This window comes from Pseudomonas algeriensis (assembly GCF_048847255.1).
Lineage (GTDB): Bacteria > Pseudomonadota > Gammaproteobacteria > Pseudomonadales > Pseudomonadaceae > Aquipseudomonas.
Map to the genome: position 1 here is coordinate 370297 of NZ_JBKKRK010000004.1, position 19419 is coordinate 389715.

Genomic DNA, 19419 nt, shown 5'->3' on the forward strand with positions numbered 1-19419 from the left:
TGATCGAGTGGCATGATTCCAATGATACGTGCGGGCCAGATTATGCCCGCGCGACAACTGCTTCAAGGTACGCAGGAGAGAAAGTTCATACAAGTGTTTAATCCAGCGCCCGGACCAACTGCGACGTCTCGCCGCCGAGCGGCCGTACCAGGGCATCCCAGACCAGGCGCAACAGCAGGTAAGTCATCGAGACAGCAACGGCGAGGAAGAACAGCAGGCTCCATTCGGGGATGCTCAGGTCGAACAGCGTCCAGGTGACACTCGCACAGTCGGGGGCACCATTGGCGACGCGATGCGCGGCACTCCACCACGAGTCCACCTCCGGCAATTGGGCCACGCAGTCAGGCAGCAGCTCATGTGACTCGCTTTGCACCAGTACATTGCGCCAAGCCAACGCCAACCCTGCCGATGCAAAGGCAGCCCCCATCGCTGCATAGGCGATGCAGCCCTTGCGGGTTGGGCCATGCACGCACGCCACGAGACAATTCACCAGGAAGAGCATCAGGCACAGCCGCTGCAAGATACACAGGCTGCAAGGGGACAGGCCAACCGCGTATTCCAGATAACTGGCGACGCCCATAGCCAGGGCAGCAGCGATGGAAGCCATGAGAAACAAGAAGCGTGAGCTGGCCAGAGACATGGCGGATCCGTAACAGAAGAGACAAGCTGTAACGGTAGAGGAAAGCCCCTGGGCCTTTCAAGGCAGCCCCGCGCAGACACTTCACCAGAGGTGTAGGGAATTCCCGACAGGCCAAAGAGGATTCAGCTCAGTGTGCTGTAGGACTTCGCTGAGCGCTTGGTCAGACCTCCAAAAACCGGGCCGGGATTCGCCACCGTTTGCCTCAGGATGGGCACGACGCCGTGGCGAGAGAGTGTGCTCTCCCTTCCCTGCGGTTCATACCCACCTCAAAGAGTCTTCGTCCCGCCTCAAGTTGACAGGACTTGAGGCGAAACCGGCAGCGGCGCCGCAAGCAAGCGCTCATCCAGCAACCCCAACCCCTCCTGGAACAGCTGGTTGCTTCGCTCGGCATCCCCCAACTGCGCCAGCAGCCGCGCCAACTCGGCGCAAGCTTCGGGGTTGCGCTGCATGCGCAGGCTGCTTTCCAGATAATCCCTTGCCTTGCCCCACAGGCTGTTCTGCAGGCACAGGCGCCCGAGCGTCAGGAGCAGGCTCGGATCATTCGGATGATCCTTGAGCCAGCCTTCAGCCACCTGCAGTTGCCGGCTCGAATCCGCGCCACGAACCAGGCCATACAGGCGCGCCAGGTGGCTGTCGTAGTTGCGCTTGAGCGCAGCGCGCAGCACCTCTTCCGCCTCTACCTGGGCACCCAGCTGCCGAAGCTGCTCGGCGTAGGCCAATACCAGTGCCGGTTCCTGGCGCTGGGCGGAAGTCAGTTGCTGCCACGCGCGATCAAGCGATTGCAGGCCGACACTGCCATCGGCCTCGCGGTGGGCTGCCAGGGTGAGGTTTTCGCCCCAGGCCCGGCGCTCCAGTTCTGCCAGTTCAGCGGCAGGCAGGACCTTGTCCTTGCGCAACTCGGGCAGCAACCGGATCACCGCCGGCCAATCCCCCCGCTGCTGGTGCAAGCGTTGCAGCTGACGCAAGGCCTGGGTGTTATGGGGGTAGCGTTCGTGCATGGCTTGCAGGGTAGTCAATGCACCGTCTGTGTCGCCACGGTCCATCTGCAACTGGGCGTGAGTCAGCGCGATAGCCAGCTCCGCCTGGGGCTGACGCTCCAAGGCGCGCTCCAGCAAGCTATCGCTCTGATCATAAAGGCCCTGCTCGTTGGCAGCGCGAGCGGCGCCGAGGTAATACAGCAACGGCTGCCGCTCGGCTTCGGCGGCACGATGCAAGTGCCGTTGGGCGCTGGCCCAGCGTCCCTCTGCCAGGTCCAACTGTCCGTGCTCGATTGCAACCTGGATTCGACGACTGCGGTTGCGCCGCGACCACGGGTTGACCACGCCGGTCGAGGTGGTCACCAGCCCAATCAGCGCGGTGACACCTCGCCACAGCAACCAAAGCACCGCGATCAATGCCAGCGTGACCCACAACCCGGCCTCGTAGCGGAAGTTCTTGTACGCCACCAACACGTAACCCGAATGCTCGGCAATCGCCACGCCCAGCACAGCGGCAACGGCGATGACCACGAACAGAATCACGTAGAGGCGCTTCATGGCGTGGCCTCCTGCTCACCTGCCTTGGGCAACGGCTTGACCGATTCTTCGGCGTTCACGTTGCGGCGTTCAAGATAGGCCTGGACGGCGCTGAGCGTGCCGGTCAGGTCTGGCGTGACCACCGTCACCGGCATCTTGCCCAGCTCAACGACTCGTTCCAGCATGATTTTGCTTTGCGGGTTGTCCTGGTTGAAATTGTTCTTGAGGACGTCACGGGCTTCGGCCAGTGCCTGGGTGTACACCGGCGCCTGGCCGTTGAGGGCGGCCCATTGCGCCTGCTCCAGGGCCAGGCTCAAGGCCAGGCGCACCTGCATCAGGCTCTGGCCGGCGAGGAGCGGACGGACATTTTCATCGGCATTGAAATCGATGCGGATGTAGCGCGAAATACGATCCCACCACTGCGACCACTGGCTGGCGCCGTCGCCATCGGCGGTCAGCCCCAGCAGGGATTCACCGCGGTCCTTGTATTCGGGAGCGATTTCCGACAACTGCAAGACCTGGTCACGCAGGGCGCCCAACTGGAGGAACAGGCCGGTGCGATCCGGCTGCTCTGTGCTGCGCAACGCAGCGAGGGTCTTAGCCAGCTGTTCGCGGGCAGCGAAGGACCCGGGATCGTTTTGCTCGCGAAGGATTTCATCGGCACCCTGCACAAGGGCCTGGGCACTGTTGATGTCTTGCAGGGCGGAAAGTCGCAGGCTGGCCAGGCGCAACAGGTGCTCGGCTTCGGCCAGGCGCCAGTCCTTGCGGCTGGAACCAAGCACGGTTTCCAGGCGCTGGTTCAGGCGCTGCTGGTCGCCTTGCAACTGGGCGACCTGACGTCGCCGCTCTTCCAGCTCTTGAGCTGGAGGCAACTGCTCCAGGCGTTCGCTAAGCCGCTGCTCGTTGAGCTTGAGGTTCTGGGCCTGGTCGTTGAGTGCCTGGACCTGAGCGGCCTGCTGCTGGGTATTGGCTTGCAGGTGACGCACTTGCCAGATACCCCATCCGCCCACGGCCACGCCGGCAGCGCCCAACAATAACGCGACAATCGCAAGCCCGTTACCGCGACGCGGCGCCACCGGCACCGACGGGTCAGTCGGAGCTTCGACCGCTGGCTGATCTTGATCTTTTGGCAAGGCTGTTTCGCTCACGTATCCATCCTTTGCATTAGAAAACGGCACGGATTGTTCCCGTAAAGCCGCCAGCAAAGCCGCGGCACTGGCGCCACGACAATCCACAACTGTCCTGGCCCCGGCGGCACGCGCCATCTCGGCGACCCTGGGGCTTGGAACAAACAAGGGTAGCCGCGCCAGGGCGGGCCACGCGTCACCGGCCAGCCGGTGCAGATGCTCGAAGCTCTGCCCACTGCTGACCACCAGCGCGTTCAAGCGTTCCGCCTCGACCTTCGCTGGCAACTCGCCTTCGCCGTAGTGCGGCAAGCCGCGACGGTACAACTCCAGGTAGTCGACACTAGCACCTTGCTCTCGCAAACGCTCTGCCAGCAAACCGCGCCCACCCTCGCCACGCACGATCAAGACACGTGCGTCAGGCCGGTCGATAGCCTGGCGCAACGCCGCCAGCTCAAGCAGGGCTTCGCTGTCGTCACCGTTTTCGGGGTAAAAAACGCGGAGGCCGGCATCGACCAGAATTTGCCCGGTCGCGGCGCCTACGCTGAACCAAGGTTGCTCTGGAAGGCGCGGCCAGTATTGACGCAGCAACTCCACGGCCAAGCGTGCCGCAGGCTTGCTGACGACGATCACCGCGCTGTACCGATCCAGAGCCTGGAACGTGTCTCGCTCGGACTCGGACAGGGGGACCGGCGTGATATCCAGCAGCGGCATGGCGCTGCTATGGATGCCCGCCTGCGCCAGAACGGCCGCCAACGCAGACGACTCGTCCGCCGGCCGGGTCAGTAGCAGCCGCCATCCCGTCACGCGTCGCCGGCCTCGCCGTAGACTTTCTTGAGAATATCGTCGGCGCCTTGGCTCAACAGGTCCTCGGCGACGCGCACGCCCAACGCCTCGGCATCGCGACGCGGCGCCCGGGCCTCGGCGGCGAGCAGTTGGCCGCCACTCGGATCGCCCACCAGGCCCCGCAACCAGACCTGCTCACCTTCAAGGACGGCGTAGCAGGCGATCGGCACCTGGCAGCCGCCGTTCAGATGCTTGTTGAGTGCCCGCTCGGCGAAGACTCGGATAGCCGTGTCTTCATGGTGCAGCGGTGTCAGCAGAGCGTGAATCTCGCTGTCGGCGCTGCGGCATTCAATGCCCACCGCCCCCTGCCCTCCGGCCGGCAGGCTGTCATCGACGCTGATGGCCGAGGTGATGCGTTGTTCGAAACCCAGACGGATCAGGCCCGCTGCGGCGAGGATGATCGCGTCGTACTCGCCGGCGTCGAGCTTGGCCAGGCGCGTGTTGACGTTGCCCCGCAGGAAGCGGATCTGCAGATCAGGGCGACGGGCCAGCAGCTGTGCCTGGCGGCGCAGGCTCGATGTGCCCACCACACTCGCGGCGGGCAGCGCGTCAAGGCTGGAAAAGTCGTTGGAGACGAATGCGTCGCGCGGATCTTCCCGTTCGCAGATGCAAAAAAGGCCCAGGCCTTCGGGGAAGTCCATGGGCACGTCTTTCATTGAATGCACGGCGATATCGGCTTCATTGTCCAGCAAGGCTGTTTCCAGTTCCTTGACGAACAAGCCCTTGCCACCGATTTTCGAAAGTGGCGAGTCCAGCAGCTTGTCGCCGCGACTGACCATGGGCACCAGCGTCACGACCAGCCCCGGATGGGCCGTTTCGAGGCGGGCTTTGACGTATTCGGCCTGCCAGAGGGCCAAGGCGCTTTTACGGGTGGCGATGCGGATCTCGCGAGGGGACATGGATCAATCCGTACTTAAAAGATACGGCAGATAATAACAGCTCAGCCAAAACCGCTTTGACTTGAATCACGACGTCGCGGCCTCCCTGGCCGCCAATCCTGGAAACGGAACGCTCGAGGACGTCGCGCTAGAGCTGCTGCATCATCTTGCGCACGCCGGCGACATGCCGCCGACTGACGATCAGCGCGTCGCCATTCAATCCCTTCAGGTACAGCTGGAAATGCCCCAGCGGCGTACGCTGCAAGCGCTCGATACGTTCGCGGGCCACCAGGGCGTTGCGGTGGATACGCACGAACCGCTCGCCGAACTCATCCTCGAGAGCCTTGAGCGGCTCGTCCAGCAACACTTCACCGCTTTCGTGACGCAAGGTCACGTACTTGTGGTCGGCGATGAAATAAACCACTTGGTTCAAGGGGATCAATTCGATGCCCTTGCGGGTCCGCGCGCTGATGTGGCTGCGTGGGCCGCTGCCGCTTTCGGCGGCCGGGCGGGTGAGCGCCGCCAACTGCGTGCGGTTCGGCCGCTCGGCCTTGCGCAACGCCTCCTCCAGCGCCTGGATGGACACTGGCTTGAGCAGATAGCCCACGGCACCGGTCTGCAATACCTCGGGAGGAAACTCGTCACGCGTGGTGCAAAACACCACCGCCGGAGGTGACTCGCGCTCGCAGAGCTTCGCCGCGACCTGCAAGCCGTCGAGACCCGGCATGCGAATGTCGAGCAGCACGATATCCGGCTTGTGGCTGTCGATTAGGGCCAATGCCTCTTCGCCATTGGTGGCGCTCGGCTCCAGGACACTGTAACCCTCGAGTTCACGGAGCAATCGGCTCAGGTCCTCGCGGGCCAGTGGTTCGTCGTCAACGATCAGGACATTCATATAGCGCTGGATTCCTGCGTGAGTCTCGCACAAGGATAGCGTAGACAGGGGAAGTGACATCCGTCACCGCGATCCACGCTAAGACTCGTCCGAGGGCCAAAAAGTGCCGCGAGGCGGTTGTCGATCTTTACCAGCGCTTGCCCACCGATGCTCGAGGCCTGTTGTCGCACAGCGTCGCCACAGGGTTTGTTAAGACTCGATCTGACCAATATGAGCACCCCCCTTTAATGGTGCGTCCGATGCGTCCAGGATGAAAAAGCAAAGACCTACCGTCCACTGTAGACGGTTGCCACGACGATATTGCTCAATCGAAAAATATCCTTGTGCAAAAAACCCGTGCAATGGTTGACCCGCACGGTAAAAAACCTGCCGAGCAGTGCCAGCGCCAGCCCCGGCAACCCTGTTATCATCCGGGCCAGCGTTAACCGTTATCTTATTCCAGCCGATCACGAGCGAATTCATGAGCACTGACAAGACCAATCAGTCCTGGGGCGGCCGCTTCAGTGAACCCGTCGACGCTTTCGTCGCCCGCTTCACCGCCTCCGTCAACTTCGACCAGCGCCTGTATCGCCACGACATCATGGGCTCGATTGCCCACGCCACCATGCTGGCCAAGGTCGGCGTGCTGACCGATGCCGAGCGCGACAGCATCATCGATGGCCTGAAGACCATCCAGGGCGAGATCGAGGCCGGCCAATTCGACTGGCGCGTTGACCTCGAAGACGTGCACATGAACATCGAAGCGCGCCTGACCGATCGCATTGGCGTGACCGGCAAGAAACTGCACACCGGCCGCAGCCGCAACGACCAGGTCGCCACCGATATCCGCTTGTGGCTGCGCGATGAGATCGACCTGATCCTGGCCGAAATCACCCGTTTGCAAAAAGGTCTGCTGGAACAAGCCGAGCGCGAGGCCGAGAGCATCATGCCGGGCTTCACGCACCTGCAGACCGCCCAACCTGTAACGTTTGGGCATCACATGCTGGCCTGGTTCGAAATGCTCAGCCGTGACTACGAGCGCCTGGTGGATTGCCGCAAGCGCACCAACCGCATGCCCCTGGGCAGCGCCGCGCTGGCCGGCACCACCTACCCGATCGACCGTGAATACACCGCCCAGTTGCTGGGCTTCGACACCGTCGGTGGCAATTCGCTGGATAATGTCTCGGACCGCGATTTCGCCATCGAATTCTGCGCCGCCGCGAGCATTGCCATGATGCACTTGTCGCGCTTCTCCGAAGAGCTGGTGCTCTGGACCAGCGCGCAATTCCAGTTCATCGATTTGCCCGACCGTTTCTGCACCGGCAGCTCGATCATGCCGCAAAAGAAAAACCCCGACGTACCGGAACTGGTACGCGGCAAGAGCGGTCGGGTGTTCGGCGCATTGATGGGCCTGCTGACCCTGATGAAAGGCCAACCGCTGGCCTACAACAAGGACAACCAGGAAGACAAGGAGCCGCTGTTCGACGCTGCCGACACCCTGCGTGATTCGCTGCGGGCGTTCGCCGACATGATCCCAGCCATCAAGCCCAAGCATGCGGTCATGCGCGAAGCGGCCCTGCGCGGCTTTTCCACCGCCACTGACCTGGCCGATTACCTGGTGCGCCGTGGCCTGCCGTTCCGGGACTGCCATGAAATCGTCGGCCATGCCGTGAAGTATGGTGTAGACACCGGCAAGGACCTGGCAGAGATGAGCCTGGACGAACTGCGCCAGTTCAGCGACCAGATCGAGCAAGACGTGTTCGCCGTGCTGACCTTGGAAGGTTCGGTCAATGCACGGGATCACATTGGCGGCACCGCACCGGCGCAGGTCAAGGCCGCCGTGGTGCGTGGCCAGGCGCTGATTGCCAGCCGCTAAAAAGCCAAAGGCATCGCGAGCAGGCTCGCTCCCACATTTAATCTGCGCAGGCTCACACAATATGTGTTCACTGAAGATCTAACCGTGGGAGCGAGCCTGCTCGCGATGGCGACCTGCAAGGCGCTGGAATTTCATTTCCTGGCAGCGATCTTCGCCAAAAACGCGGGCATCTCAGCATCCCGATCCGCCGCGATCCGCTGCACGTGCGGATTCTGCTCCAACAACTCCATCAAGCTCCTGGCTGCCGGCATGTCCGCCAACAGATCGATGTCGAAGACTTTCCTGCCCACCTGCAAAACCAACGAAAGGCTGTAGTAGAAATACAGGTCCGCGATGCTGAACGTCTCTCCCGCCACATAAGGCGAAAACTTGCCGTGCCGGCTGAGCGAAGCGAACCCCAACAGCAATTCACCTCTGGCCTTTTCCTTGATCGCATCGGGCACCGACATGCCGAAAAACGCTTCCGGATAACAGGCGCGCCCCGGCAGCTCGATGTACAGCTCGATTTCCCGGCACAAGGCCAATACCTGGGCGCGCTCGAACGGGTCCGTTGGCAGCAAGGCCTTGCCTGGCTGGGTTTGCTCGATGTACTCGAGGATCACGCTGGTCTCGTTGATGAAACCCTGCTCGGTCTTCAGCACCGGAACCTTGCCGCGCGGGCTGATGGCCAGCGCTTCCGGAGTCTGGGCGCCAAAGAACTGGACTTCTTCGAAGGGCACTCCCTTCTCCAGGAGAGCCAGCTTGACCATGTTGTAATAATTGCTGACAGAAAAACCATAAAGCTTGAGCATTCCATAGCCTCCAGGCCGTGCGGGGTTGGCAGCCTTGGGTTATAGACCGCCGGCGTGTTTCGCGCCAGGCGCATCACGCCGCTGAATACAGGTAAACTGGCGCCTTTTCCTAGAGGAGGCTGCCATGAGCGAGCCCATCGACAACGGCAACGACATTGACGAAGAAGAGTTCGTCGAGAATACGCTGATCCAGGCCATCGAGAATCAGATCGAAAGCGACAATCCACCAGCGGCCAAGGCCACGTTCAACAAGCTGACCCTGGTGGGTTATGAGCGTGAAGAAATTCTCAACCTGATGGCCCACGTACTGGCGGTGGAAATCGACGCGATCCTCGAAGAAGACCGTCCGTTCAATACCGAGTGGTACGAAGCTGCATTGCGCGCCCTGCCCGAGTTGCCGCCGGAAAAAAACTGAAGCGACAGGCATAGCTGCTTCTGTGGCGAGGGAGCTTGCTCCCGCTCGGCTGCGCAGCAGTCGTGAAATTTCGGGACCGCTTCGCAGTCCAGCGGGAGCAAGCTCCCTCGCCATGAAAAAGTTCCCGGACAAAAAACCATGACTCTGACACTGGACAGCTCGCCCAAGTGCGCTCACCTTAGTGACGCTGTCGTCCAAATTCCTAGAAAGTCTGGAGTCCTTATGTCGCTTACCCCTGAGCTGGTTGCCGAACTGGAAATCCTTGCACTCTTCAACCTGGACAGTTCCCAGGAAGGCCTGAAAATTCATCAGACCGCTGCCCCCAAAGCCATCGCCGCTGCCCAACGCCTGTTTGACAAAGAACTCATCACCCAACCCGATGGCGGTTACCTGACCAGCCTGGGCCGTGATGCCGCACAGAATGTGCAAACGGTCCTGACGATTCTTAGCGTCCAAGAAACCGCCTGATTTTCCGCCTCGCCCACGGGAATCCCTCTGCTCGGGATTTCCGCAGGCGCGTGGCGCCTCCGTAAAAATACTTGGCTCGACCGCGTTTTCCAGCTCAAGAATTCCAGGAACCGGGCGCTATCCTGCCATCACCTGTTTTTTTCCCCACGTTCGACGCCGCGATCCGGTTTGAGCTGACATGACCCGCAACCACGAAATACGCCCCGATCTGGACGAGGGAATCGACCGCAAGGTCCTGAGCCAGCTGCGCGCGCGTTTCCTCAAGCTCAACAGCGGCCGAATGGAGCGCGCCCTCGAAGGGCTGTCGACCCGCCAGCAGGGCGTGTTGACGCTGCTTCCGCTGTTTTTTCATGTCAACCATCCCTTGTTGCCCGGTTATGTCTCGGGCAGCACACCGGCCGGGCTGTCCAATTACGAACCCGACACCGACGTCCTCGCCGAGGCTCAGCGGCTGACTCGCTCGTTCTCGTACAAACCTCGCCACGGCAGCAACCCACCGCGGCCCATCCTCGGCCTGTTCCTGATGGGCAGTCTCGGCACCTTGGCCCAGGCCGATCAGAGCGACATGGACGTTTGGGTGTGCCATGGCCCGGACCTGAGCGACGACGAACTGGCCGAACTGCGAAAGAAATGCCAGTTGCTGGAGACTTGGGCGGCCACCCAGGGCGCCGAAGCGCACTTCTTCCTCATCGACCCGCAGCGATTCGTCCGCGGCGAACGGGACAATCAGCTCAGCTCCGACGACTGTGGAACCACCCAGCATTATCTGCTGCTGGATGAGTTCTATCGCACCGCGATCTGGCTGGCCGGGCGCACGCCAATCTGGTGGCTGGTGCCGGTCTACGAAGAAGAAAACTACCAGCAGTACACCCATACGCTGATCTCCAAACGCTTCATTCGTGCGGACGAGACTCTGGACTTGGGTCACCTGGCCTACATCCCGCCGGGAGAATTCATCGGCGCCGGGCTCTGGCAGTTATTCAAGGGAATCGAATCGCCCTACAAGTCGGTGCTCAAGCTATTGCTGACCGAGGTCTACGCCAGCGAACATCCGGATGTCCGCTGCCTGAGCCTGCGTTTCAAGCAGGCGGTGTTCGCCAATCACCTGGATCTGGATGAGCTGGATCCGTACATGGTCGTTTATCGCCGCCTCGAGGAATACCTGATCGCCCGCGGCGAGCCGGAACGTCTGGAACTGATCCGGCGCGCCCTGTACCTGAAGGTCAATCGCAAGCTCACCGGCCATGCTCGCAGCAGCGGCTGGCAGCGCAACCTGCTGGAGCGCCTGGCCCTGGATTGGGGCTGGGACCAACGTCAACTGGCGCTGCTGGACAGCCGCAGCCAGTGGAAGGTGCGCCAAGTCAGCAACGAGCGGCGGGCCCTGGTCAACGAGCTGAACTACAGCTATCGCTTCCTGACCCAGTTCGCCCGCACCGAGAAAACCGTCAGCCTGATCAACAAGCGCGACCTCAATGTTCTCGGACGCCGGCTGTACGCGGCCTTCGAGCGCAAGGCCGACAAGGTCGAGTTCATCAATCCCGGGATTGCCCCGGACCTGGCGGAAGACACCCTGACCCTGGTCCAGTCGCCGAACAAGAAAGAGCCCGGGCAAAACCAATGGGGTTTGTATAACGGCAGCCTGAACGCGCTGGAATGGGAAAATTTCGCCCCCATCAAACGCAGCCGCGAGCTGCTCGAATTACTCACCTGGTGTCATCGCAACGGTGTGATCGACAGCAGCACGCGTCTGGCGCTGCACCCCGGCGAAAGCGACCTGAGCGAGTTTGAACTGTTCAACCTGTTGGGCAGTTTGCAGCAGGCCATCGCTTTGCCCCTGGCCACGGTCGACGAAGAACAGTTGCTCCACGCCAGCGTGCCCAGTGAAGTGTTGATTCTGGTAAACGTGGGCGTCGACCCACTCAAGCATCACCGCGACCTGAACATCCTGATGACCACCGAGCGCACCGATTCCCTGAGCTACGCCGGGGTTCGGGAAAACCTGGTGCTGACCCTCGACCAGGTCACGCTCAATAGCTGGAATGAAGTGCTGGTCAACCGCTTCGACGGCGAGCATGCCCTGCTCGATTGCTTGCGCGACTACCTCAACGCCCTGCCTGCGGCACAACGCCAGCCGCGCTTGCAGGTCCGGTGCTTCTGTCACAACCGCGCGCAATTCATCGCACGCCGGGTCGAAGAAGTCATCGAGACCACCCAGACCCTGCTATTGAGCAAGCTCAATTACCGTTATCTGCTGCAAGTCCAGCAGCACTACCACGTATTGGAATTGGTGCCGGGCCAGGTCAGCCACGTGGCGCTGGGCAGCCTGTCGGCATTGATGGATTATCTGGGGGAAGAGCTGACGGCCTATAGCCCGCTGCACCTGGATTCAATGGCGCTGGAAGATCACGATGTGGCGCTGATCCTGCCCATGGGCCAACCCGAGTGCATCCAGGTGTTCTACCGGGTTTATGAGGACGAAGCCGAGCTGTACGTGCTCGATGAGCTCAACGCCTTGTGGCAGCAGCGCTTGCCTTATCACGACGAACAGAGCCTGCTGGTGCCGCTGCAGCGGTTCCTGCAATCGGTGCTGTACCGCCGCGATGCCTTGCTACCGATGGACGCTGCCCAGCCGGTGACGCTGGAAATGCTCTATTACCAGCTCCTGCCTTCAGGGAACGGGCGGGCCCGGAGGGTCGAATCACGACAGGCGCCGCAGACGCCGGTCAACAAACCGTTCTATGACGTACAAGCAATCATCGGCAAAGCGGCGCACGGACAAGTGCACGTCACCCTGTATTGCGATCAGCGGGAATTTTCGGAACTGGAGCATGGCGACCAATTGTTTCATGTGGTCGCCAGGGAAATTGTCGGGCAGCGCCGCGACGCCGAACGCTATCGTTGCTACATCACCGACCTGGACCTCTCGGGCCTGGTGGGTGACGGCGCCAGCCCAAGTATCCTGTTCCTGCGCTACAAAGCCGACCTGGAACGGGCACTGAACGAGGCGCTGAACCAGGTCTGAGGCGGGCTTCAGAATGCGCAGTCGCCACCGTTGACCGGCTGCGACTCGACTTCCAGCAATGTCAGCTTCAAGGTCTTGCCGCCCGGCGCCGGCCAGTCGATGTGCTGGCCGACTTTCAAGCCCAGCAAGGCGCTGCCCACCGGCGCCAGGATCGAAATCTTGCCCTCGTCGGCGTTGGCATCCTTGGGGTAGACCAGCGTCAGGTGATAATCCTTGCCGCTGCTTTCCTCGCGACAGTGCACCCGCGAGTTCATGGTTACGACATCGGCAGGCACTTCATCGTGACCCACCAGGTTCTCGGCGCGATCCAGTTCGGTTTGCAAGGCGATCACGCCGGGAAGCGTTTCATCCAGGCTGTCGATCAAACGCTCCAGACGCTGCACGTCCAAGCGAGTAAGGGTGATGGAAGGTGCGGTCATGATTCAGGCAGACTCCTTTCTTCTGCACGAAAAAGCAAAACCCCGCCACATAAAGACGGGGTTTTCACGCGCCTCGATGAGTTGAGGCGTTGCTGGACACTACCACAGCTCAAAAAATATACAACCCAAGGGCTCTCGCCACAAAAGCGCTCTCGCCAATCCAGCGATTAAACCAGCGACTTGCGCTTGAGCGCCTCGGCGCAAATCAACCGCCGACGCTCATCATCAGCCGAGCGCCATTCGCGTATGTCCTCCACATGCCGGAAACAACCCAGGCAGACCTTGCGTTCATCGAGCTTGCACACACTGGTGCACGGCGACGGCACGGCCGGGCTGACATTGCTGTAGAGCGGCTTGGGCGGCCGCGCCGGGACGGTCTGGCTCACGGAATCACAAACCTTCGAAATCGAATTCGACGCCAGCCTGCTGCTTGACGATGCGCTCGAGCATCTCGCCCAGTTGCTCTTCGCTCTTGTCACACATCCAGCGCTCGCTTTCCTCGTCGTAGTCGAAGTGGAAACCACCGGACACCGCCGCCAGCCACAACTGCCGCAACGGCTCCTGGCGGCTGAAAATCAGCTGGGTGCCATTTTCGAACTTGACGGTCAGTACGCCGGCGGAGATTTCCAGGTCGATGTCCAGGTCGCTCTCGTCGAAGATATCCTCCAGCTTTTCCTGGGTTTCATCGACCAGATCGTGGAAACGGGCTTCAGTCAAACTCATTGCGACAACCTCAAAATGTCTGATCATGCTCAAGCGCCGCAAGATACGGACGCGCCCGGCTGAATGCAAAGGATAACGACCAAGGGCCCGTGGGTGCTGAACATTGTCCATCGAATGAACGCCCCTGGAGCCCAAGGCCCGCCGGACGGGCGCCCCGTTGCATAGGCAAGCTGTCGGGTGGCCGGTATACTCCGGCGCAATTAACGCATTTTCAAGGATTTCGCCATGAAGCGCCTGATCTCTTCCCTTGCTGCGCTCGTCGCGGTTGCCTGCCTTGTGACAGCCTGTGGTCAAAAAGGTCCGCTGTACCTGCCTGATGACAGCAAGTCCCCTGAAGAGCAGGCCAAGTCGTCGCAATCCAAGTCCCACTCGCACGACACCCAGACCACTTACTAAGGGACCGCCATGGACGCTTTTAACTACCGTGGCGGGGAGCTGTTCGCGGAAGGGGTTGCCCTGTCCGCGATCGCCGAACGTTTCGGCACGCCGACCTACGTCTATTCCCGGGCCCACATCGAAGCCCAGTACCGGACGTTCGCCGATGCCCTCGAAGGCATGCCACACCTGGTGTGCTTCGCTGTAAAAGCGAACTCGAACCTGGGCGTGCTCAACGTCCTGGCGCGCCTGGGCGCAGGCTTCGACATCGTGTCCGGTGGCGAGCTGGAGCGCGTGCTGGCTGCGGGCGGTAGCGCCGACAAAATCGTGTTCTCCGGCGTCGGCAAGACCCGCGAAGACATGCGTCGCGCCCTGGAAGTCGGCGTGCACTGCTTCAACATCGAATCCACTGACGAACTGGAGCGCCTGCAAGTCGTCGCCGCCGAACTGGGTGTTCGTGCGCCGGTTTCCCTGCGCGTGAACCCGGACGTCGACGCCGGCACCCACCCGTACATTTCCACGGGCCTTAAGGAAAACAAGTTCGGCATCGCCATTGCCGACGCCGAGGACGTGTACGTACGCGCCGCCCAACTGCCGAACCTGGAAGTGCTGGGCGTCGATTGCCACATCGGCTCGCAACTGACCACTCTGGAACCGTTCATTGACGCCCTCGACCGCCTGCTGGCGCTTGTCGATCGCCTCGGCGATTGCGGCATCTACCTGCGTCACATCGACCTGGGCGGCGGTGTCGGCGTGCGCTATCGCGATGAAGAGCCACCGCTGGTGGCCGACTACATCAAGACCGTGCGCGAGCGCCTCGAAGGCCGTGACCTGGCGCTGATGTTCGAGCCCGGCCGCTACATCGTCGCCAACGCCGGCGTGCTGGTGACCCAGGTCGAGTACCTCAAGCACACCGAGCACAAGGATTTCGCCATCGTCGACGCGGCGATGAATGACCTGATCCGCCCGGCGCTGTACCAGGCCTGGATGGACGTCACAGCCGTGCGCCCTCGCGATACCGCGGCCCGCCCCTACGACATCGTCGGGCCGATCTGCGAAACCGGCGACTTCCTTGCCAAGGGCCGGGAGTTGGCGCTGGAAGAAGGCGATCTGCTGGCCGTTCATTCGGCGGGCGCCTACGGGTTTGTCATGAGTTCCAACTACAACACCCGCGGCCGCTGCGCCGAGGTGCTGGTGGACGGTGATCAGGCATTCGAAGTACGCCGCCGCGAGACGGTAGCCGAACTGTTTGCCGGCGAAAGCCTGCTGCCGGAGTAAAACCATGCTGCTGCGTTTTACCAAGATGCACGGCCTGGGCAATGACTTCATGGTCCTCGACCTGGTCAGCCAGCACGCGCATATCCTGCCCAAGCACGCCAAACAATGGGGCGACCGGCACACCGGCATCGGTTTCGACCAATTGCTGATCGTCGAGGCACCAAACAACCCGGACGTGGATTTCCGCTACCGGATCTTCAATGCCGACGGTTCGGAAGTGGAGCAGTGCGGCAACGGCGCGCGCTGTTTCGCCCGTTTCGTGCTGGACAAGCGCCTGACCGCCAAGCGGCAGATTCGCGTCGAGACCAAAAGCGGCATCATCGAACTGGATGTGCGCAGTGACGGCCAGATCGGCGTCAACATGGGCGCCCCGCGCCTGGTGCCGGCGGATATCCCATTCCAAGCGCCAGCCCAAGCCCTGAGCTATACCGTGGACGTCGACGGCACCGCGGTGGAACTGGCGGCGATCTCCATGGGCAACCCCCATGCCGTACTGCGCGTGGACGACATCAACAGCGCTGCCGTACACGACCTGGGACCAAAGATCGAAAACCATCCGCGCTTCCCGGCGCGCGTCAACGTCGGCTTTTTGCAGGTCATCGATCGCCACCGCGCCCAACTGCGTGTATGGGAACGTGGCGCCGGGGAAACCCAGGCATGCGGCACGGGCGCTTGCGCCGCAGCCGTCGCCGCGATCAGCCAGGGGTGGATGGATTCGCCGCTGCTGATCGACCTGCCCGGCGGGCGTCTGTCCATCGAATGGGCAGGTCCAGGCCAACCGGTGATGATGACCGGCCCGGCCGTACGCGTATACGAAGGACAAGTTCGTCTTTGAGTGAGCCAAACCCATGACCGACAAGCCAAAGGTTCCAGCCCCGCAGCCCGACGAATCCTCGAGCCCCTCAGACGCCGCGGCCGTGGCCGCCTACCTGGAGGCGCATCCGGACTTCTTCGTCGAGCATGAAGACCTGCTTGCAACGATGCGGATCCCCCACCGGCGCGGCGATACCGTGTCGCTGGTCGAGCACCAGATGAAGATCCTGCGTGAGCGCAACATCGAAATGCGCCATCGCCTCTCGCACCTGATGGACGTCGCCCGGGACAACGACCGGCTCTTCGACAAGACCCGTCGGCTGATCCTCGCGCTGATGGACGCCAGCACTCTTGAAGATCTGGTAATGAGCGTCGAAGACAGCCTGCGCCAGGATTTCCAGGTGCCCTTTGTCAGCCTGATCCTGTTTGGCGACAACGCGATGCCGGTGGGCCGCTGGGTCACCCACGCCGACGCGCAGACGGCCATTGGCGGGCTGCTTACCGAAAACAAAAGCGTCAGTGGCAGCCTGCGCGAACATGAGCTGGATTTCCTGTTTGGCGAAGAACAGCGCAAGCAGATCGGCTCCACCGCCGTTGTCGCCATCGCCCACCAAGGCGTGCATGGCGTGCTGGCCATCGCCAGTCGCGATCCGCAGCACTACAAGAGCTCGGTGGGTACGCTGTTCCTGAGCTATATCGCCGAAGTGACCGGCCGTGTGCTGCCACGGGTTGCCGGTTCGCTGCGTTCGGTACGCTGATGATGGAGCGGCAACTGGACGCCTACTGCGAACACCTGCGCAGTGAGCGCCAGGTGTCCCCTCACACCCTGTCGGCCTACCGTCGTGACCTCGAAAAGGTGCGGGGCTGGTGCCAGAAGCAAAACATCGACAACTGGTCGGCCCTCGACATCCAGCGCCTGCGCAGCCTCGTTGCTCGCCTGCATCAGCAAGGGCAATCCTCCCGCAGCCTGGCGCGACTGTTGTCGGCGGTGCGCGGCCTGTATCAATACCTCAATCGCGAGGGCCTGTGCGATCACGATCCAGCCACAGGTCTGGCACCCCCCAAGGGCGAACGCCGGTTGCCGAAGACCCTCGACACCGACCGTGCCTTGCAATTGCTCGATGGCGCCGTCGAGGATGATTTCATGGCGCGACGGGACCAGGCGATCCTCGAACTCTTCTACTCCTCAGGCCTGCGGCTTTCCGAGCTGACGGGGCTGAACCTGGACCAATTGGACTTGGCCGACGGCCTGGTTCAGGTACTCGGTAAAGGCAGCAAGACCCGCTTGCTGCCTATCGGCCGCAAGGCCCGCGAAGCCCTGGAGCTTTGGTTGCCACTACGAGCGCTGACCAACCCCGTCGATGACGCGGTCTTCGTCAGCCTGCAAGGCCGACGCCTGGGCCCACGTACCATCCAGCTGCGGGTCAAGGCCGCCGGCGAACGGGAGCTCGGTCAGAACCTGCACCCGCACATGCTCCGGCATTCGTTCGCCAGTCATCTGCTGGAATCTTCCCAGGACCTGCGTGCCGTCCAGGAACTGCTTGGCCACTCGGACATCAAGACGACCCAGATCTATACCCACCTGGATTTCCAGCACCTGGCGACGGTCTATGACAGTGCCCACCCCAGGGCCAAACGCATCAAGGGCGACGAATCATGACCATCGAGCTCATCACCTTCGACCTGGACGACACGCTGTGGGATACCGCGCCGGTGATCGCCAGCGCCGAAGCCGTACTACGTCAATGGCTGACCGACAACGCACCCGACCTGGGCGATTTTCCCGTGGAGCGCTTGTGGGCGATCCGCGCCCAAGTGCTCAGCGAAGAACCGAACCTCAAGCACCGCATCAGTGCGTTGCGCAGGCGCGTGCTGTTCCGGGCGCTGCAAGATGCCGGCTACGACCAGTGGCGCGCCTCTGAGTTGGCGGACCAAGGATTCGAAGCATTCCTGCATGCCCGTCATCAACTGGAGATCTTTCCAGACGTACAGCCGACCCTGGAAATCCTCGCCAATCATTTCGCACTTGGCGTCGTCACCAACGGCAACGCCGACGTGCGACGCCTGGGGCTGGCGGATTATTTCAAGTTTGCCCTGTGCGCCGAGGACATTGGCATCGCCAAGCCTGACGCAAGACTGTTCGAGGAAGCCTTGCAGCGCGGCGGTGCCACGGCACAGACCGCCGTGCATGTAGGCGATCACCCGGGCGACGACATCGCCGGCGCCCAGCAGGCCGGCCTGCGTGCGGTGTGGTTCAACCCGATGGGCAAGGCCTGGGATGCCGATCACGCACCGGATGCGGAGATTCGCAGCCTGACCGAACTGCCAGGATTATTGGCGGCGTGGCATAGCCAACCCTGAACCTTGTGGGAGCGAGCTTGCTCCCACAGGGCCGAGCCTGTCAGGGGAGTTTATCCCGCCCATGAAAAAGCCCGCAGCGACGGCGGGCTTTTTCAGCAAGCAAGAAACAGAGGCTCAGATAGGGCGACTGCCATACTTGTTGTCAGGCTTCTTGGGCGGATCGGCGACCACGTTGGCCTCCACTTCCTGCACCTTTCCGCCCCTGGCCAGGAATTCCTCCATGGCCTTGGCAAGCGCGTCACGCTCCTTGTTCTTGGCCTCTACGCTCGGTAACTCGTCGACTGATACCGCTGCCTTGGCCTTGCCTTTGGCAGTGGGGACAGGAACATCGGCACCTTCGTCGTCGGCAACATCTTCAGCCGCCGCTTCCAGGCCTTCTTCGGTCTCGTCTTCGTCACCTACTTCGAGGTCGTCGTTTTCCAGATCATCGTCGCTCATGTTCTACCTCATGACTTGCGAAAAGCAGATTAGTTATAGCCCAGCTTCGCCATCTGTCGAAGGCTGCCAGAAAAAATTCAAGATCCGCTGACAAGCAGCGGTCATGCCCCTTCACCGTGCAAGGTGGCGAGGACTTTACGAGCACCGCCATGATCTCGGTGCTCGCCCAGATAAACGCCTTGCCAGGTACCCAACGCCAACCGTCCCGCCGTCACCGGAAGGCTGAGCTGACATCCCAGCACACTGGCCTTGAAGTGCGCCGGGAGGTCGTCCAGGCCTTCGTCGTTGTGCTCATAGCCGGCGGTTCCTTGTGGGATCAGCCGATTGAAAAATCGTTCGAAGTCTCGACGTACCGCCGGATCGGCGTTCTCGTTGATGGTCAACGAGGCCGAGGTGTGCTGCAGCCACAGATGCAACAGACCGACACGGCATGCCTTGAGTTCAGGCAGGCCGGCGAGTAGCTCGTCCGTCACCAGATGAAAGCCCCGGGGCCTCGCCCGCAGGGTTATCAGCGTCTGTTGCCACATACAGATCTCCGCACGTTCGGCGCGCATTCTAGCGCGC

Annotated in this window: 21 protein-coding genes and 2 pseudogenes; 10 read left to right on the forward strand and 13 right to left on the reverse strand. The window is 61.8% G+C overall.

What is annotated here, in order from left to right; translation table 11 throughout:
- Positions 1–97: 97 nt before the first annotated feature.
- From ACLK1G_RS09125 to ACLK1G_RS09155, 7 genes and pseudogenes are all read right to left on the reverse strand, one after another.
- Positions 98–640 carry a disulfide bond formation protein B gene (locus tag ACLK1G_RS09125; RefSeq protein WP_420765137.1) on the reverse strand — a complete coding sequence of 181 codons (543 nt, stop codon included), beginning with the start codon at positions 638–640 and terminating at the stop codon, positions 98–100.
- A gap of 287 nt (positions 641–927) precedes the next feature.
- Entirely contained in the window at positions 928–2175 is a 1248-nt protein-coding gene (locus ACLK1G_RS09130) for a heme biosynthesis protein HemY (protein WP_420765138.1), read from the reverse strand.
- Positions 2172–3302 (reverse strand): uroporphyrinogen-III C-methyltransferase, encoded by a 1131-nt coding sequence (locus ACLK1G_RS09135; RefSeq protein ID WP_420765176.1) that lies wholly within the window; start codon positions 3300–3302, stop codon positions 2172–2174. The genes ACLK1G_RS09130 and ACLK1G_RS09135 overlap by 4 nt, the downstream gene beginning before the upstream one ends.
- A gap of 36 nt (positions 3303–3338) precedes the next feature.
- A pseudogene (locus ACLK1G_RS09140) lies at positions 3339–4085 on the reverse strand (uroporphyrinogen-III synthase); the annotation flags it as partial.
- Positions 4082–5023, reverse strand: coding sequence for a hydroxymethylbilane synthase (gene hemC / locus ACLK1G_RS09145; protein WP_420765139.1), 942 nt, complete (start codon positions 5021–5023; stop codon positions 4082–4084). The gene hemC and the pseudogene ACLK1G_RS09140, both read right to left, overlap by 4 nt.
- 127 nt (positions 5024–5150) lie before the next feature.
- The gene (locus ACLK1G_RS09150; RefSeq protein ID WP_420765140.1) at positions 5151–5897 is read right to left on the reverse strand and encodes a LytR/AlgR family response regulator transcription factor; all 747 of its coding nucleotides are present in this window, start codon (positions 5895–5897) and stop codon (positions 5151–5153) included.
- Positions 5894–6043 (reverse strand): annotated as a pseudogene (locus ACLK1G_RS09155) (sensor histidine kinase); the annotation flags it as partial. The gene ACLK1G_RS09150 and the pseudogene ACLK1G_RS09155, both read right to left, overlap by 4 nt.
- A 314-nt stretch (positions 6044–6357) precedes the next feature.
- Here ACLK1G_RS09155 and argH point away from each other — a divergent pair.
- Positions 6358–7752, forward strand: coding sequence for an argininosuccinate lyase (gene argH, locus ACLK1G_RS09160; protein ID WP_420765141.1), 1395 nt, complete (start codon positions 6358–6360; stop codon positions 7750–7752).
- A 131-nt stretch (positions 7753–7883) separates the two neighbouring features.
- Here argH and ACLK1G_RS09165 read toward each other — a convergent pair whose 3' ends face one another.
- The gene (locus tag ACLK1G_RS09165; RefSeq protein WP_420765142.1) at positions 7884–8543 is read right to left on the reverse strand and encodes a glutathione S-transferase family protein; all 660 of its coding nucleotides are present in this window, start codon (positions 8541–8543) and stop codon (positions 7884–7886) included.
- Positions 8544–8667: 124 nt separating this feature from the next.
- Between ACLK1G_RS09165 and ACLK1G_RS09170 the strand changes: the two genes are divergently transcribed.
- The 3 genes from ACLK1G_RS09170 to ACLK1G_RS09180 all read left to right on the forward strand — a co-directional run bounded on the left by ACLK1G_RS09170 (position 8668) and on the right by ACLK1G_RS09180 (position 12448).
- A complete protein-coding gene (locus ACLK1G_RS09170; RefSeq protein WP_420765143.1) occupies positions 8668–8958 on the forward strand; it encodes a hypothetical protein in 291 nt (96 codons plus the stop codon).
- 222 nt (positions 8959–9180) lie between these two features.
- Positions 9181–9426: a TIGR02647 family protein gene (locus ACLK1G_RS09175; RefSeq protein ID WP_030129110.1), complete on the forward strand. Its 246-nt coding sequence runs from the start codon at positions 9181–9183 to the stop codon at positions 9424–9426.
- 178 nt (positions 9427–9604) lie between these two features.
- Positions 9605–12448: a class I adenylate cyclase gene (locus ACLK1G_RS09180; protein WP_420765144.1), complete on the forward strand. Its 2844-nt coding sequence runs from the start codon at positions 9605–9607 to the stop codon at positions 12446–12448.
- Between the two features lie 8 nt (positions 12449–12456).
- Here ACLK1G_RS09180 and rnk read toward each other — a convergent pair whose 3' ends face one another.
- From rnk to cyaY, 3 genes are all read right to left on the reverse strand, one after another.
- Positions 12457–12867: a nucleoside diphosphate kinase regulator gene (gene rnk, locus ACLK1G_RS09185; RefSeq protein WP_420765145.1), complete on the reverse strand. Its 411-nt coding sequence runs from the start codon at positions 12865–12867 to the stop codon at positions 12457–12459.
- 167 nt (positions 12868–13034) lie between these two features.
- On the reverse strand, positions 13035–13253 hold the full coding sequence (locus ACLK1G_RS09190) for a DUF1289 domain-containing protein (protein WP_420765146.1): 219 nt from the start codon (positions 13251–13253) through the stop codon (positions 13035–13037).
- Between the two features lie 4 nt (positions 13254–13257).
- The gene (gene cyaY, locus ACLK1G_RS09195) at positions 13258–13590 is read right to left on the reverse strand and encodes an iron donor protein CyaY (RefSeq protein ID WP_420765147.1); all 333 of its coding nucleotides are present in this window, start codon (positions 13588–13590) and stop codon (positions 13258–13260) included.
- A 225-nt stretch (positions 13591–13815) separates the two neighbouring features.
- Here cyaY and lptM point away from each other — a divergent pair, with 225 nt between their 5' ends.
- Genes lptM through ACLK1G_RS09225 form a run of 6 tightly spaced genes read left to right on the forward strand, consistent with a single transcriptional unit; the run spans position 13816 to position 18417 of the window.
- A complete protein-coding gene (lptM, locus tag ACLK1G_RS09200) occupies positions 13816–13986 on the forward strand; it encodes an LPS translocon maturation chaperone LptM (protein ID WP_033034938.1) in 171 nt (56 codons plus the stop codon).
- Positions 13987–13995: 9 nt separating this feature from the next.
- The gene (gene lysA, locus ACLK1G_RS09205) at positions 13996–15243 is read left to right on the forward strand and encodes a diaminopimelate decarboxylase (RefSeq protein ID WP_420765148.1); all 1248 of its coding nucleotides are present in this window, start codon (positions 13996–13998) and stop codon (positions 15241–15243) included.
- 4 nt (positions 15244–15247) lie between these two features.
- On the forward strand, positions 15248–16078 hold the full coding sequence (dapF, locus tag ACLK1G_RS09210) for a diaminopimelate epimerase (RefSeq protein ID WP_420765149.1): 831 nt from the start codon (positions 15248–15250) through the stop codon (positions 16076–16078).
- A 13-nt stretch (positions 16079–16091) separates the two neighbouring features.
- Positions 16092–16814 carry a DUF484 family protein gene (locus tag ACLK1G_RS09215; RefSeq protein ID WP_420765150.1) on the forward strand — a complete coding sequence of 241 codons (723 nt, stop codon included), beginning with the start codon at positions 16092–16094 and terminating at the stop codon, positions 16812–16814.
- A 2-nt stretch (positions 16815–16816) separates the two neighbouring features.
- A complete protein-coding gene (xerC, locus tag ACLK1G_RS09220) occupies positions 16817–17716 on the forward strand; it encodes a tyrosine recombinase XerC (RefSeq protein ID WP_420765177.1) in 900 nt (299 codons plus the stop codon).
- Complete coding sequence (locus ACLK1G_RS09225) at positions 17713–18417, forward strand: HAD family hydrolase (protein ID WP_420765151.1); 705 nt, start codon at positions 17713–17715, stop codon at positions 18415–18417. Before xerC ends, ACLK1G_RS09225 begins: the two co-directional genes overlap by 4 nt.
- A gap of 114 nt (positions 18418–18531) precedes the next feature.
- Here the strand turns inward: ACLK1G_RS09225 and sutA are convergent, their stop codons facing one another.
- A complete protein-coding gene (sutA, locus tag ACLK1G_RS09230) occupies positions 18532–18855 on the reverse strand; it encodes a transcriptional regulator SutA (protein ID WP_420765152.1) in 324 nt (107 codons plus the stop codon).
- 101 nt (positions 18856–18956) lie between these two features.
- Positions 18957–19382 carry a secondary thiamine-phosphate synthase enzyme YjbQ gene (locus ACLK1G_RS09235; protein ID WP_420765153.1) on the reverse strand — a complete coding sequence of 142 codons (426 nt, stop codon included), beginning with the start codon at positions 19380–19382 and terminating at the stop codon, positions 18957–18959.
- Positions 19383–19419 lie beyond the last annotated feature (37 nt).

Excerpts from the sequence above, each read along its gene's own strand:
- rnk (WP_420765145.1), bottom strand. The coding sequence starts at position 12,867 with ATGACCGCACCTTCCATCACCCTTACTCGCTTGGACGTGCAGCGTCTG.
- ACLK1G_RS09180 (WP_420765144.1), top strand. The coding sequence starts at position 9,605 with ATGACCCGCAACCACGAAATACGCCCCGATCTGGACGAGGGAATCGAC.
- sutA (WP_420765152.1), bottom strand. The coding sequence starts at position 18,855 with ATGAGCGACGATGATCTGGAAAACGACGACCTCGAAGTAGGTGACGAA.
- hemC (WP_420765139.1), bottom strand. The coding sequence starts at position 5,023 with ATGTCCCCTCGCGAGATCCGCATCGCCACCCGTAAAAGCGCCTTGGCC.
- ACLK1G_RS09225 (WP_420765151.1), top strand. The coding sequence starts at position 17,713 with ATGACCATCGAGCTCATCACCTTCGACCTGGACGACACGCTGTGGGAT.
- ACLK1G_RS09165 (WP_420765142.1), bottom strand. The coding sequence starts at position 8,543 with ATGCTCAAGCTTTATGGTTTTTCTGTCAGCAATTATTACAACATGGTC.
- ACLK1G_RS09175 (WP_030129110.1), top strand. The coding sequence starts at position 9,181 with ATGTCGCTTACCCCTGAGCTGGTTGCCGAACTGGAAATCCTTGCACTC.
- ACLK1G_RS09170 (WP_420765143.1), top strand. The coding sequence starts at position 8,668 with ATGAGCGAGCCCATCGACAACGGCAACGACATTGACGAAGAAGAGTTC.
- dapF (WP_420765149.1), top strand. The coding sequence starts at position 15,248 with ATGCTGCTGCGTTTTACCAAGATGCACGGCCTGGGCAATGACTTCATG.
- ACLK1G_RS09130 (WP_420765138.1), bottom strand. The coding sequence starts at position 2,175 with ATGAAGCGCCTCTACGTGATTCTGTTCGTGGTCATCGCCGTTGCCGCT.
- ACLK1G_RS09235 (WP_420765153.1), bottom strand. The coding sequence starts at position 19,382 with ATGTGGCAACAGACGCTGATAACCCTGCGGGCGAGGCCCCGGGGCTTT.
- lptM (WP_033034938.1), top strand. The coding sequence starts at position 13,816 with ATGAAGCGCCTGATCTCTTCCCTTGCTGCGCTCGTCGCGGTTGCCTGC.
- ACLK1G_RS09125 (WP_420765137.1), bottom strand. The coding sequence starts at position 640 with ATGTCTCTGGCCAGCTCACGCTTCTTGTTTCTCATGGCTTCCATCGCT.
- ACLK1G_RS09150 (WP_420765140.1), bottom strand. The coding sequence starts at position 5,897 with ATGAATGTCCTGATCGTTGACGACGAACCACTGGCCCGCGAGGACCTG.
- ACLK1G_RS09215 (WP_420765150.1), top strand. The coding sequence starts at position 16,092 with ATGACCGACAAGCCAAAGGTTCCAGCCCCGCAGCCCGACGAATCCTCG.
- cyaY (WP_420765147.1), bottom strand. The coding sequence starts at position 13,590 with ATGAGTTTGACTGAAGCCCGTTTCCACGATCTGGTCGATGAAACCCAG.
- argH (WP_420765141.1), top strand. The coding sequence starts at position 6,358 with ATGAGCACTGACAAGACCAATCAGTCCTGGGGCGGCCGCTTCAGTGAA.
- lysA (WP_420765148.1), top strand. The coding sequence starts at position 13,996 with ATGGACGCTTTTAACTACCGTGGCGGGGAGCTGTTCGCGGAAGGGGTT.
- xerC (WP_420765177.1), top strand. The coding sequence starts at position 16,817 with ATGGAGCGGCAACTGGACGCCTACTGCGAACACCTGCGCAGTGAGCGC.